The sequence below is a fragment of the Rhodospirillum rubrum ATCC 11170 genome, assembly GCF_000013085.1.
In the GTDB taxonomy this organism is placed as follows: Bacteria; Pseudomonadota; Alphaproteobacteria; order Rhodospirillales; family Rhodospirillaceae; genus Rhodospirillum; species Rhodospirillum rubrum.
In genome coordinates, this window is the sequence record NC_007643.1 from 3,540,781 (window position 1) to 3,553,638 (window position 12,858).

Here is a 12,858-nt window from a genome sequence, read left to right on the forward strand (position 1 = left end):
GGGCTCAGCCGTCTTCCAAGTGGAACAAGGCGGCCAGGGCGACCATCGTCGTCACCAGGGCCGGGCTCCAGGCCGCCAGATTGACCGGCAAGGTCTGCGACAGGCCCAGGGTGTAGGTGATCTTGGAAAAGAAGAACACGCCAAACCCCGCCGCCACGGCGCCGACGATGCGAAACAGCCAGTTGACCGAGCGTTGGCTGGGCTTGAGCGAGAAGACCGCCCCCATCAGCACCATGGCGATCAGCAGCAGGGGCGAGGCGATCAGCGAATGCCAGTGCAGGCGATGGGCATGGGCGGAAAATCCGGCGGCTTCGAAAAACGTGATGAAGGCGGGCAATTCCCAGAAGGACACGGTTTCGGGCGGCGAAAAACTGTCTTGGATCTTGGGCAGGGTCAGATTGCTCGGCACTTCCAGGGTCTCGGCGCGCTCGCCGACCCGGCCGGGATAGGTGGTGACGACCGAGGTCAGCACCAGGGCGCCCTCGCGCAGGCCGGCGGTCTCGGCGTCGATGCGCGACTCGAAGCGCCGATCGGGACCATAGCGGAAGATCGTCACCCCGGTCATGCGCAGCGCGTTGTCGACCTGACGCACCCCCTGGGCATGCATCACCACCTGACCCTCGGGATTGTTCTCGCGCAGCCACAGCCCGCCGTCGGACAAAGCCAGCGGATTGGCGACGCCGCTGTCCATGCCGGCGTCCATGCGTTCGTATTTGGTATAAAGATGGGCGGCGAGCGGATTGAGCAGGGTGACATTGGCGATGCCCAGCACCACCACCACGGCGATCACCGGCGCCAGGAACTGCCAGACCGACAGGCCGGCGGCGCGGATCACCACCAGCTCGCTCGAGCGCGCCAGCTTCCAGAAGATCATCACCGCCCCGCCCATGAACACGAAGGGCAACGCCGATTGCAAACTCATCGGCAGGTGATACAGGGCCATTTCCAGCACCACATCAATGCCGATGGCCTTCGATCCGCTGCGCCGGGTGATCTCGATGACGTCAAACAGCATCAAGAGGGCGCCAACCACAAGGGTCGCTCCAACCAGCGCCGTCAGATAGGTCCGGGCAATATAGGTGGTAAGCGTTCGATAGATGCGCATCGGCCCCAAGGTTCAGTTCGGCGCGCGGCTAAACGGGCCCACGCCGGCCCTTGGCGGGCCCCGTCCGGCGTGATCCCCCGGTCCAGGAAAGGGGATCGGCCAGGGGCCCTGTTCATTCGTGGCCCGCGCGACCCGCGTCCTTGACCCTCGCCAAACCCCCGTCGGCGCCCCTATATGCCAAGGCGACCGTCGGCGGACCCAAGCGGGGGTTCCGTCGCATCCCCCTATGGACAGCGCCCTCGAAGGGTCCATCAAAGACCCGGGCGCCAAGGAGCGAAAGACATGGAACAGCCGACCCGGATTTACACCCGAAGCGGTGACAGTGGCAAGACATCCCTGGGCGACGGCACCCAGGTCCCCAAGTACGCGATCCGGGTTTCGGCCTATGGCACCGTCGACGAGATCAACGCCATCCTTGGCATCGCCCGCCTGCATGTCGCCGGCGAGGTCATCCCGACGGCCAGCGGCGAGGAGCCGGCCGAAGCCGCCCTCGAGCGCATCCAGAACGACCTGTTCGATCTGGGAACCGATCTCGCCCGCGCCGACGGCGACGCTCCGGCCCGCGTCGATGGCGACGCTCCGGCCCGCGTCGATGGCGACGCCCCGGCCCGCGTCGATGGCGACGCCCCGGCCCGCGTCGAGGCGGTGCATATCACCCAGGCCCAGGTGACCCGCCTGGAAAGTGAAATCGACACCCTAAGCGCGCTTTTGCCGCCTTTGGCCAACTTCGTTCTGCCCGGCGGCCGGCCGGCCGCCGCCCACCTTCATCACGCCCGCACCGTCGCCCGCCGGGCCGAAAGACTGATCGCCGAACTCAACCCCGACGGATCGGATCAAGCCACCAGCGAGGCCGACACCCTTGGCTTGCGCTACGTCAACCGGCTGTCGGACTACCTTCTGGTTCTCGCCCGTTTCGTCAATGACCGCGGCGTGGCCGACGTGCTGTGGTTGCGTCCGGGCGCCCGCCCGCGCGCCTGACAGCCCGCCCAAAAAGCCGCTTTGACCGCCTGTTCCACTGCGGTTTCGTTGACTTCCGCTAGACGGTTCCGTATTTTGCACCGCAACCGGTCATAGCCGGAACCGGGGCGTTATCTCTTTGTCTGGACCCCCGAAAAGACGGGGGCCCGGAGACCGGGGCGGGGAGGCCCGGTCGTTGCGAAGACGAAACGGCCCGGCCTGGAAAACCCACGCTCGAAAGACAGGAAATCCATGAAAGTACTGGTCGCCGTGAAGCGGGTCGTCGACTATAACGTGAAAATCCGCGTTAAAGCGGATAACACGGGGGTCGAACTGGCTAACGTGAAGATGTCGATGAACCCCTTCGATGAAATCGCCGTCGAGGAAGCCATCCGGCTGAAGGAAGCGGGCACCGTGACCGAGGTCGTGGCCGTCTCGCTGGGGGTGGCGCAATGCCAGGAAACCTTGCGGACCGCCCTGGCGATGGGCGCCGATCGCGGTATTCTGGTGCAAAGCGATGTCGAGCTGCAGCCGCTGGCCGTCGCCAAGATGCTAAAGGCCCTGGTCGAAAAGGAGGCTCCCGATCTGATCCTTCTGGGCAAGCAGGCGATTGACGACGACGCCAACCAAACCGGTCAGATGCTGGCCGCCCTGCTCGGCTGGTCGCAGGGAACCTTCCTGTCCAAGCTGACCCTGGCCGAAGGCAAGGCCACGGTGACCCGCGAAGTCGACGGCGGCCTTGAAACCCTGTCGCTGACCCTGCCCTCGGTGCTGACCGCCGATCTGCGGCTGAACACGCCGCGCTATGCCAGCCTGCCCAATATCATGAAGGCCAAGAAAAAGCCGATCGAGACCCTGTCTCCGGCCGATCTGGGCGTCGATCCGGCCCCCCGGCTGACCACGCTGAAGGTGGAAGAGCCCGCCAGCCGCAAGGCCGGCGTCCGCGTGCCCGACGTGGCCACATTGGTCGAAAAGCTCAAGACCGAGGCGAAGGTGATCTGACATGGCTTTGCTGGTAATCGCCGAACACGACAACGCGTCGCTCAAGCCCGCCACCCTCAATACGGTGGCCGCCGCCGCCCAGTTGGGTGGTGACATTCACGTTCTGGTCGCCGGCCAGACCTGCGCCGCCGCCGCCGAGGCCGCCGCCAAGGTGGCCGGGGTAACCAAGGTCTTGGTCGCCGACGACGCGGTCTATGCCCATCCCTTGGCCGAAAGCCTGACCCCGCTGATCGTGTCGCTGGCCAGGGAGTATTCCCACGTCCTCGCCCCGGCGACGACGACGGGCAAGAACATCCTGCCGCGAGTCGCCGCCCTTCTCGATGTCGCCCAGGTTTCCGACATCACCGCCGTGATCGCCGAGGATACCTTCGTGCGGCCGATCTACGCCGGCAACGCCCTGGCCACCGTGCGCAGCGCCGACAGCCCCAAGGTCATCACCGTCCGCACCACCGCCTTCGATCCGGCCAACGCCGACGGCGGCCAGGGGGTGGTTGAAAGCATCTCGGCCACCGCCAGCTCCGGCCTGTCGAGCTTCGTCGGCCAGGAACTGTCGAAATCGGCCCGCCCCGAGCTGACCAGCGCCCGCGTCATCATTTCCGGCGGCCGTGGCATGGGGTCGGGGGAGAACTTCGCCCTGATCGAAGCCCTGGCCGACAAGCTGGGCGCCGCCGTCGGCGCCAGCCGCGCCGCCGTCGATGCCGGCTATGTGCCCAACGACTATCAGGTCGGCCAGACCGGCAAGATCGTCGCCCCGGATCTTTATGTCGCCGTGGGGATCTCGGGCGCCATCCAGCATCTGGCGGGCATGAAGGACAGCAAGGTCATCGTCGCCATCAACAAGGACGAGGAAGCTCCCATCTTCCAGGTCGCCGACTACGGGCTGGTCGCCGACCTGTTTCAGGCCGTGCCCGCGCTGACCGCCGCATTAGACAAATAATCCCGGGGGACGATCCGTCCCCGCAAGCGGAAAGGCTCCAAGATGGTCGAAAAGATTGGCGTGATCGGCGCTGGCCAGATGGGCAATGGTATCGCCCATATCTGCGCTTTGTCGGGTTATCAGGTCCAGATGATGGACGTGAACGAGGCCGCGCTCGAACGTGGCATGGGGTCGCTGCGCAGGAATCTCGAACGCCAGCAGGCCAAGGGCAAGATCTCGCAGGAAGATCTTGAAAGCACCCTGGCGCGGATCACCCCGACCTCGACCATGAAGAGCTTCGACGACTGCGATCTGGTGATCGAGGCGGCGACCGAGGACGAAGGCGTCAAGCGCAAGATCCTGGCCGAGTTGTGCCCGGTGCTCAAGCCGTCGTGCATCGTCGCCTCGAACACCTCGTCGATCTCGATCACCCGTCTCGGCGCCTCGACCGACCGCCCCGAGAAGTTCATGGGCATGCATTTCATGAACCCGGTGCCGGTGATGAAGCTGGTCGAATTGATCCGCGGCATCGCCACCGGCGAGGAAACCTTTTCTCTGATCCGCCAGTTGGTTCTGAAGATGGGCAAGATCCCGGTTTCGGCCGAGGATTTCCCCGCCTTCATCGTCAACCGCATCCTGCTGCCGATGATCAACGAGGCCGTCTATACCCTGTATGAGGGCGTGGGATCGGTCGATGCCATCGATACGGCGATGCGCCTGGGCGCCAACCATCCGATGGGCCCGCTGGAGCTGGCCGATTTCATCGGTCTGGATGTCTGTCTGGCGGTGATGCACGTTCTTCACGAGGGTTTGGCCGATACCAAATACCGGCCCTGCCCGCTGCTGGTGAAATACGTCGAAGCCGGCTGGCTGGGTCGCAAGACCGGCAAGGGCTTCTATGACTATTCGGGCGAGACCCCCGTTCCCACCCGTTAAGCCGCGCGATCATCAGGAGACCACGACCGGGGACGGCGCCCAGACGGGGGCCGTCCCCGGTGTTCGTTTGGGCGCCCAAGGGTGCCCCCTGGACCGGGAGAGCCCCCATGCACCGCCTGATCACCCGCTGGCATCCCTTCGCCCTGCTGACCCTGCTCAGCCTTGCCTTGCTGCTGCCCGCCGTCCTGGGCGCCCCCCTGGGCTTTGACGAGGCGCGCTTTCTTGATGACACCCGGACGCTGGCCGGGGGCGGGAGCGAGCCGATCGCCACGCCGGGGGCCCATTGGCTGGGGCTGCTCGTTTTATGGGCCGGCGGCGAAGGTGCCCCGCTGTGGGGAACGCGCCTGCCCGATCTGCTCTGCGCCGTGCTCGGCGTGCTGGTCGTCCATGATATCGGCCGCACCGTCTTCAATAAAAAGATCGCCCTGGTCGCCGGCGCCTTGTTCGCCGCCTCCCTGGCCCTGGACGGTATCGGCACCCGGGCCGGCGCCGGGGCGCCCGGAGCGCTGGCCGGCCTCGCGCTGATGGATCTGCTGATGCGGTTGCATCTCCAGGCCAAAGGCGGGGCGCCGATGGCGCTGTGGATGGCCCATGGCTTCTGGTTCGTGCTGGGCGCCGCCCTGCTGACCCAGGGGCTGGCGTGGCCGCTGCTGGCGGTGGCCTTCCTCGCCCTGATATCGGCGGAGCGCCGGAGCCTGGGCTGGCTGGTGCCCTTGCGTCCCTTCCCCGGGGTGATCTTCCTGGCCGCCGTTATCGGTCCGTGGCTGGCCGCCCTGCCCGAAGGGACCTTAGGAACCGCGCTCTGGCCACCGATGGCCGGCGAGCCGGCGCTTGTCGCGCCGACCGCCCTGCTGGTCCTATGGCCGACCGCCCTCTTCGCCGCCCCGGCGCTCGGCCGGTTGTGGAATGAACGGGCCGATCCGGCCAATAGCGGGCTGGCGGCGTGGCTGATCGGCGCGATCGGCCTGATCGCGCTCCACGACACCGCCGCCCTTGCCGCCCTGCCCGGTCTCGCCCCCCTGGCCCTGGCGACAGCCGCCGCCCTGTTCGCCGTGCGCGACGGCACCTATGGGCTGTTTCGCCAGCCTCCGGCGCTTGGCGTCTACGCCCTGTGGGGGGTGGCGACCGGCTGGCTGATCGTCGAGGCCGGCGACCGCGCCGCCTGGACGACCGAGGCTTGTCTGGCCGCCGCCGCCACCACCCTGGCCGGGCTTTACACGCTGATCCTGATCGGCCGTGGTCGTTATCTCAATGCGGCGGCCGCCGCCCTGCTCACCGCCCTCCTGCTCCGCCTCGCCCCCTGAGTCGCGGGCGCGATGGTCAACGCCCTCGCCTCACTCCCTATGGCGATCAGGATGGCTGGAGCCAGCTTGCCGATCATCCTTGATATCGACGGCACACGATGGATGGAGGTCATCGGGGGAAATTCAGCGGGCCCCGGCATTGCGACGTCCTTTACGATCCCCCATGTGTAACGTATAAATTACACCTTGTTTGATGTCCGCCAGACCGAGGCGTTTGAAGAGTGGCTCGCGGGCTTGGCCGATGAAAAGGCCGGCGCGCGCATCGCTCAACGCATCGTGCGACTGCGCAACGGCCTGTTCGGCGATGTGAAGCCGGTGGGCGATGGGGTATCGGAGCTGCGAGTCGACGATGGCCCAGGCTACCGGTTGTACTTCGTACAACGGGGAACGACCCTCATCATCTTGCTGTGTGGCGGCATCAAAGGGGCCCAGCGCCGTGATATCGCCAGAGCGAAGGCGATGGCCGCAGAAGTGGAAAGCTGAATGATCAAAACCAAGCCCTTCGATGCCGCACGTCATCTGACCTCGCCGGAAGCCCAGCAAGACCTGCTTAACGATGCCTTCGCCAGCGGCAGCGCGTCCTATATCGCCGACGCCCTTGGCGTGATCGCCCGGGCTCGCGGAATGACGGATGTGGCACGCGAGGCGGGCGTGACGCGAGAGGCGCTGTATAAATCGCTAAGCGAAGACGGCGATCCGCGCCTGACAACCCTTCTGGGCGTCGCCCGGGCATTGGGGGTGACTCTGACCGCCCGTCTTGATTAAGGCCGCGATCGGACAGTCCGTGTCGACCCCGCGCCCGCTCCGTCTACCAAAAAGCGGGCGCGGGGGTTTGATCAGGGGGCGGCGAGTTTGCGGACGAAGGTCGCGAACTGGCCCATGAAGGTTTCAAGGAAAACCCGGGTGCTCTCGTTGGTCACCGTATCGTCCTCGGCGATCAGATCGGGCTTGAACGAGATATAGACCTCGCCACCCATGACATGGGCGCCGAGGATTCCCAGGATCTGGCGCAGATGCTGCTGGACCAGGGCGGTGCCGATGGCGCCCGGAGAGGTGCCGGTGATGGCGGCCGGCTTGCCGCGCCAAACGTTGTCGGGAGCGGGCTTGGATCCCCAGTCGATGGCGTTCTTGAGCACGGCGGGCAGCGAGCGGTTATGCTCGGGCGTGACCACCAGAACCGCATCGACGGCCTTCATCTGATCGGTGAAGCGGGTGACCTCGGGCGGGCGGCTGCCCTCCAGGTCAAGGGAATAGAGCGGCAGATCGTCGATGCGAATCCACTCGAACTCCAGGGTCTCGCCGCCAAGCCTGACCAGGGCCTGGGCCAGCTTGCGATTGATCGAGGCGGAATGATTGCTGCCGACAATAACGGCGACGCGGTAGGACCCCATGGGACCCCCCCTTTCAAAAAAGAAAAAGACCCCGGTGATCTGGGGCCGTTTTCCTTCTCTGCCAAGGAGTCACCCCCGGGTTACCACCGGCTATTTATCGGCGTAGGGGTTCTTGGTGGCGCGGAACAGCAGGCGGATCGGCGTGCCGGCCATGTCGAAATCCTCGCGCAGCCCCGAATTCAGATACCGCACATAGGATTCGGGCAGATCATCGGGCCGGGTCATGAACAGGGCGAAGGTCGGCGGCCGGATCTTGGCCTGGGTGCCATAGCGGATGCGCAGGCGTCGGCCATGCTTGCCCATCGGCAGCGGATGGCGGTCGATCATGCCCTTCAGCCAGCGATTGAAGCGGCTGGTCGGCACCCGGCGGTTCCATTTGGCATGGGCTTCCAACGCCGCGTCCATCAGGCGATTGAGGCCATGGCCCTCCAAAGCCGACAGGGTGACGAAGGGAACGCCGCGCACCTGGGCCAGCGAGGTTTCCAGCCGATCGGCCAGCCGCTGCAGCGCGGCCTTGCGATCGGCGCAGGCATCCCATTTGTTGACGGCGATGACCAGGGCCCGGCCCTCGTCGATGACCAGCCGGGCAATGGTCAGGTCCTGGCGGTCCATCACCATATTGGCGTCGAGCATCAGCACGCAGACCTCGGCCAGACGGATGGCGTTCAGGGTATCGGCCACCATCAGCTTTTCCAGGCTGTTCTCGACCCGGGCCTTGCGCCGCAGACCGGCGGTATCGACCAGCCGGAACCGCCGGCCGCCCCATTCCCAATCGACCTCGATGGCATCGCGAGTCACGCCGGCCTCGGGGCCGGTGACCAGCCGGTCATCGCCGATCAGGCGGTTGATCAGGGTCGACTTGCCGGTGTTGGGCCGGCCGATGATCGCCATTTGGATCGGCCGTTCGCCGCGCGGATCGAAGGCCTCGACCGAGAAATCATCCTCGGGATCTTGCGAGGGATCGGAGTCGTCGTCCTCGGGAACCTCGTCGGGTTCGAGGGAGGCGAAATCGATATAGGGCTTGGCCGCGCTCGCGGCTTCGGTTTCCAGGAAGGCGGCGCGCACGGCGTCGGCCTCGTCCTTGGCCTCCTGGGCCATATGGGCGTCATAGATCGGCATAAGGGCTTCATAGAGCAGCGACAGCCCTTCGCCATGCTCGGCCGACAACGGCACCGGATCACCCAGGCCCATGCTGTAGGATTCGTAGAAACCGGGCTTGCCCGCCCCGCCTTCGCATTTATTGGCGACCAGAATCACCGGGATCGGCGCCTTGCGCAGAATCTCGGCGAAATGGGCGTCGAGCGGCGTCACCCCGGCCCGCGAGTCGATCAGCATCAGGGCGACATGGGCCTCCGACAGGGCGCGGTCGGTCTGCTGGCGCATGCGGCCTTCCAGCACCTCGGGGCCCGCCTCTTCCAGACCGGCGGTATCGACCACCCGGAAGACCAGATCGGCCAGCGAGGCCTTGCCCTCGCGGCGGTCGCGGGTCACGCCGGGCATGTCATGGACGATGGCCAGCCGGCGACCGCACAGCCGGTTGAACAGGGTGGACTTGCCCACATTGGGCCGGCCGATGATGGCGACAGTGAACATATTTCAGATATCCATTGGTTCCGGGGTCCCGCCCCGGAACGGCCGTCCGACCCGGCCCCTTTTCCGCCCTTTGCATATGGGGCGGAAAACGGGATCAGCGATAGGCGACGAGTTCGCCGGTGGTCGTCAGGAAATAAAGGGTGCCCTTGGCGACGATAGGCGCCGAGGCCATCGCGTCGGGCAGTTCGATCCGCCCGAGGATCTTCCCCGTGTAGGGCGATACGGCATAGGCCGAGGCATCGGACGAGCCGATGATCAGCCGATCGGAGGCCAGCACCGGACCGGTCCACAGCAAAGGCGTGGCCAGACTATCGGGGCTTTCATAGCGCGGCAGCGGCGTCGTCCAGATGACGGCGCCGGTCTTGGCGTTGACGGCGGCCAGTTCGGCCTCGGCGCTGATCAGGAACAAGACATCGCCGGCCAGCCAGGGCTGCTGGGTGCCCGCCACCCGCAGTTGCCAAGCCCGCGCGCCCGAGCGCAGATCCATGCCGACCATCAGCCCGCTGTTGCCGATCACGTACAGGTGGTTGGCGTCGACCACCGGATTGGCCCGGATGTCTTGCAGCGAGCCGGTGGCGTCGGTGCGGCGCACGGCGGTCACCGCGTCCGACCAGATTTCCGTGCCGCTTTCCAGACGCAGGGCGAATAATTCGCCCGAGGAATAGGGAATGACCACCACGCCTTGGTCGATGGCCGGAGTCGGGGCGCCAAGGATGGTCGCCGTCTGCGGCGATCCGGAATGGCTCCACAGTTTGTGGCCATCGACGGCCGACAGGGCGAAAGCCTGATTATCGACCGTCAGCACCACTACCCGGCCCGAATTGACGGCGGGGGCGGCGCGTATCGGGCCGTCAACCTCGGTACGCCACAGTTCCTGGCCGGTATCGGCACGCAGCGCCACCACCTTGGCAAAGCCGGTCGAGGCGAAGATGCGGCCGCGGTCATAGGCCAGCCCGCCGCCCAGGAAAGCGCCGTCGTCTTCGTCGTCGTCGCGATTGGGCAGGGCGGCCTGCCATAATTCCTTGCCGGTTTCGGCGTTGAAGGCGCGGACCGTCGCCTCGCGATCGATGGTGAAGATACGGCCGTCGGCCAGCACCGGACCATTGAGCAGGCGGTCGCGGCTGGTGCCGCCGGCGCCGATGCTGGTCGACCACAGGCGTTGAAGGGACTCGCCGACCACCATGTGCTGCATGGCGTGGTGGGAATAGCCGCCGCTTTGCGGCCAGTCGTCGTTATCCTCGGGGGCGGGCAATTCAACGCCGTGCTCGTCCTTGGTCGCTTCGGACAAACCACGATCCTGGCCGAGAACGGCAACCCGTTCGCCGGCCAGCGGCGGCGTGTCATCCGAGCCGAACCAGGAATCACCCAGCCAAGTGTCCGAACAGCCGGCCAGGGCCAGACTGAAGGTCACACTTAGCACCAGAGCGGCAAACCGCCGACCCATCGCCCGATCAGCCGCCATTCCCGCCTCCGGCAGGGGGGGCGGCCGGAGCCGGGCCCGAAGACGAGCTCTCGCCCGACTCCGCCGGCGGAGTCGGGCTGGCGCCCAGGGCGGCCAGCAGACCGCCGGCGCGCTGGCGCACGCCCCGCGGCGCCTGGGGATCGCCCAGGATCCCCCGCAAAATCTCGATCGCCGCCTTGCTGTCGCCCTGGCGCAGGCTCGACACCGCCGCCAGTTCCTCGGCCAGCGGCCGCCAGGGGCCGGTACCGTCGCGCAGCGGCTGCAACAACCCGCCGATCTCGGCCGGATCAAGCAGGGTCAGACCGTGAAGCACGGCCAGCACCCGCGCCGCATCGCGAAACACCGGATCGGCGGCGCTATCGTTGATCAGGCCGCGATAGCCCTGAATCGCCTCGTCGGTCTTGCCCTCGTCGGCCAGGGCGGCGGCGCGGCGCAAGGCGGCAAGCGGCGCATAGCCCGAAGAGCGGTCCGCCGCCAGGGCGGCCAGATCCTCAAGCGCGGCGCTGTCGCCCTTGGCTAGGCGGTCGCGGGCGGCATCGAAACGGGCGGCCTGTTCGGCGCGCTGATCGGCCTGATAAACCCGCCAGCCCTGAACACCGGCGACCGCCAGAACGACCACCACGGCGGCCGCGATGATCAGCCCGCCGTACTGTTTCCAGATTTCGGCCAGACGTTCATGACGCAGGTCTTCCTCGACCTCGCGGAAAAGGGCATCCTGTTGGGGATCGGTATCGGCTGGCGGCTTGGCCACGCGTCTCTCCTTAGGGGCAGGCACGGCAATAGGGTCCGGGCGGACGAACGCGCGTCACCATAGCCACAGCCTCGCGCCTTGGCAATCGCCCGCGCGCGCTGGCTTCGTGCCATAATAAGGCGATGTTCAAAGATCCTTAACCCGCCCAGCCTAGACTTAATGATCCCCATTGGTTGCCCAAGCGGCAGCCGCCGCCCCCCGTGCCAAGCGGGTCGGCGCCAGCGGAAGATAGGGCCCTGCATGACGAGACCAGCTTCTGACGGATGCGCCGCTTTCGCCGCGAAGCGCCCCCGGTCTTCGCGATCGGGCCGTCGCGTCCTCATCGCCGCCGTGATGGCGCTCGCCACCCTGGGTGCTTGCGAAAGCAATCCGATGCAAGTGGCCGCCGGCGCCGTGGACTGGTATCCGGTCCCTTTGATGGCCGCCGACCTCTCGACCCTGATCCTCACCGACAAGACCATCGTCGATAACGTCTATTCGCTGATCACCGGCAAGGATTGCTCAACCATCTACGCCATGGACGGCGACTATTACTGTCGCGAGATCCTGCCAGACAACCGGGCCGTGCTGGTCGCGCTTTATTGTTACCGTTCCCTTGCGACCGTGACCTGCTATGATACGCCCCAACCCCGTCGTCGCAATCAGCAGGTCGCCCCGCCGGGGCAAGTCATCAGTTCGCGGGCCGAACGGATCGGAGGTTAGCTCCACGCCGTCCGGCGCAGTCGCTGCCGGATGGAAGGGAGGCGATGAACAAGGTCTTGAGGCTGGTCGACTTTCGACGCTCGGCGCAGGTCGTTCATTTCAGCCGCACGGAAATCAATCAGTTGCTGTCGCTCTATAGCCGTCAGGTGACCAAAGGTCTTTGGCGGGACTATGCGATCGACCATGACGATACCGTCGCCCGCTTCCATGTCTTCCGCCATGCCGGCGAAAAACCGCTGTTCACCGTGGTCAAACGCCGCGACGCCGGCGCCTCGGCCGCCGCCCAGACCTTCAGCCTTTATGCCGGTACCCACCGCATGCGCCAGGGCGAAGGCCTGCTCGACCTGATCGAGGCGCTCGAACACCGGATGAAGCTGGTCCGCGGCTGAAAAGCAGTTTTGTCAAATTCCAGAGATCTGGATAAGCCATGATCTGGACAGGATGAAATCAGCAGCGTATATCCGTTCCATTACCCATGGCGGACGCCCCTCCTTCACAGGGCATCGTCCGCCGGATTCAGGCACTCGAGGGGGATTTAAAGGAATGGTCACCGCCAAGCTTTTGGGCATTCTCGTCGTCGCCGTCGTCGGGCTGGCGTTCTATCTCAGCATCTATGTCGTCGGCTCGACCATCGCCATGCCGTTCATGACGATCATGCTGTTCGTCGGACTGGCCCTGACCGTGCTGCTGATGGTGCTGATCGTCGCCATGACCGCCGCCAAGAATATCGAGTAACCCG

General features: G+C 65.9%; 15 protein-coding genes. 10 read left to right on the forward strand and 5 right to left on the reverse strand.

Translation table 11 applies throughout. The annotated features are described in order from the left end of the window. Window positions 1-4 precede the first annotated feature (4 nt). Window positions 5-1,105, reverse strand: a complete 1,101-nt coding sequence (gene lptG, locus RRU_RS15880; RefSeq protein ID WP_011390823.1) for an LPS export ABC transporter permease LptG — start codon at window positions 1,103-1,105, stop codon at window positions 5-7. 282 nt (window positions 1,106-1,387) lie between these two features. On the opposite strand from lptG, the gene RRU_RS15885 reads away from it, so the two are divergent. The 7 genes from RRU_RS15885 (at window position 1,388) to RRU_RS15915 (ending at window position 6,985) form a co-directional block, all read left to right on the forward strand. Continuing rightward, entirely contained in the window at window positions 1,388-2,083 is a 696-nt protein-coding gene (locus RRU_RS15885; protein ID WP_011390824.1) for a cob(I)yrinic acid a,c-diamide adenosyltransferase, read from the forward strand. A gap of 231 nt (window positions 2,084-2,314) precedes the next feature. After that, window positions 2,315-3,064, forward strand: coding sequence for an electron transfer flavoprotein subunit beta/FixA family protein (locus tag RRU_RS15890; RefSeq protein ID WP_011390825.1), 750 nt, complete (start codon window positions 2,315-2,317; stop codon window positions 3,062-3,064). Between the two features lies 1 nt (window position 3,065). Next, window positions 3,066-4,001: an electron transfer flavoprotein subunit alpha/FixB family protein gene (locus RRU_RS15895; protein ID WP_011390826.1), complete on the forward strand. Its 936-nt coding sequence runs from the start codon at window positions 3,066-3,068 to the stop codon at window positions 3,999-4,001. A gap of 42 nt (window positions 4,002-4,043) precedes the next feature. Then, window positions 4,044-4,916 carry a 3-hydroxybutyryl-CoA dehydrogenase gene (locus RRU_RS15900; protein ID WP_011390827.1) on the forward strand — a complete coding sequence of 291 codons (873 nt, stop codon included), beginning with the start codon at window positions 4,044-4,046 and terminating at the stop codon, window positions 4,914-4,916. Window positions 4,917-5,023: 107 nt separating this feature from the next. After that, window positions 5,024-6,220 (forward strand): ArnT family glycosyltransferase, encoded by a 1,197-nt coding sequence (locus RRU_RS15905; protein ID WP_011390828.1) that lies wholly within the window; start codon window positions 5,024-5,026, stop codon window positions 6,218-6,220. A gap of 186 nt (window positions 6,221-6,406) precedes the next feature. Beyond that, entirely contained in the window at window positions 6,407-6,703 is a 297-nt protein-coding gene (locus RRU_RS15910) for a type II toxin-antitoxin system RelE/ParE family toxin (RefSeq protein WP_011390829.1), read from the forward strand. Next, window positions 6,704-6,985, forward strand: a complete 282-nt coding sequence (locus tag RRU_RS15915; RefSeq protein ID WP_011390830.1) for an addiction module antidote protein — start codon at window positions 6,704-6,706, stop codon at window positions 6,983-6,985. Window positions 6,986-7,056: 71 nt separating this feature from the next. On the opposite strand, the gene RRU_RS15920 is transcribed toward RRU_RS15915, so the two are convergent. From RRU_RS15920 to RRU_RS15935, 4 genes are all read right to left on the reverse strand, one after another. Then, window positions 7,057-7,611, reverse strand: a complete 555-nt coding sequence (locus RRU_RS15920; RefSeq protein WP_011390831.1) for an NADPH-dependent FMN reductase — start codon at window positions 7,609-7,611, stop codon at window positions 7,057-7,059. 90 nt (window positions 7,612-7,701) lie between these two features. Further along, window positions 7,702-9,204 carry a ribosome biogenesis GTPase Der gene (gene der, locus RRU_RS15925; protein WP_011390832.1) on the reverse strand — a complete coding sequence of 501 codons (1,503 nt, stop codon included), beginning with the start codon at window positions 9,202-9,204 and terminating at the stop codon, window positions 7,702-7,704. A 94-nt stretch (window positions 9,205-9,298) separates the two neighbouring features. Further along, the gene (locus RRU_RS15930; RefSeq protein ID WP_011390833.1) at window positions 9,299-10,666 is read right to left on the reverse strand and encodes a PQQ-binding-like beta-propeller repeat protein; all 1,368 of its coding nucleotides are present in this window, start codon (window positions 10,664-10,666) and stop codon (window positions 9,299-9,301) included. After that, window positions 10,656-11,417 carry a tetratricopeptide repeat protein gene (locus RRU_RS15935; protein ID WP_011390834.1) on the reverse strand — a complete coding sequence of 254 codons (762 nt, stop codon included), beginning with the start codon at window positions 11,415-11,417 and terminating at the stop codon, window positions 10,656-10,658. The genes RRU_RS15930 and RRU_RS15935 overlap by 11 nt, the downstream gene beginning before the upstream one ends. A gap of 240 nt (window positions 11,418-11,657) precedes the next feature. Here RRU_RS15935 and RRU_RS15940 point away from each other — a divergent pair, with 240 nt between their 5' ends. The 3 genes from RRU_RS15940 (at window position 11,658) to RRU_RS15950 (ending at window position 12,854) form a co-directional block, all read left to right on the forward strand. Next, the gene (locus RRU_RS15940) at window positions 11,658-12,119 is read left to right on the forward strand and encodes a hypothetical protein (protein WP_011390835.1); all 462 of its coding nucleotides are present in this window, start codon (window positions 11,658-11,660) and stop codon (window positions 12,117-12,119) included. A gap of 44 nt (window positions 12,120-12,163) precedes the next feature. After that, complete coding sequence (locus RRU_RS15945) at window positions 12,164-12,508, forward strand: DUF2794 domain-containing protein (RefSeq protein WP_011390836.1); 345 nt, start codon at window positions 12,164-12,166, stop codon at window positions 12,506-12,508. A 154-nt stretch (window positions 12,509-12,662) separates the two neighbouring features. After that, a complete protein-coding gene (locus tag RRU_RS15950) occupies window positions 12,663-12,854 on the forward strand; it encodes a hypothetical protein (RefSeq protein WP_011390837.1) in 192 nt (63 codons plus the stop codon). Window positions 12,855-12,858 lie beyond the last annotated feature (4 nt).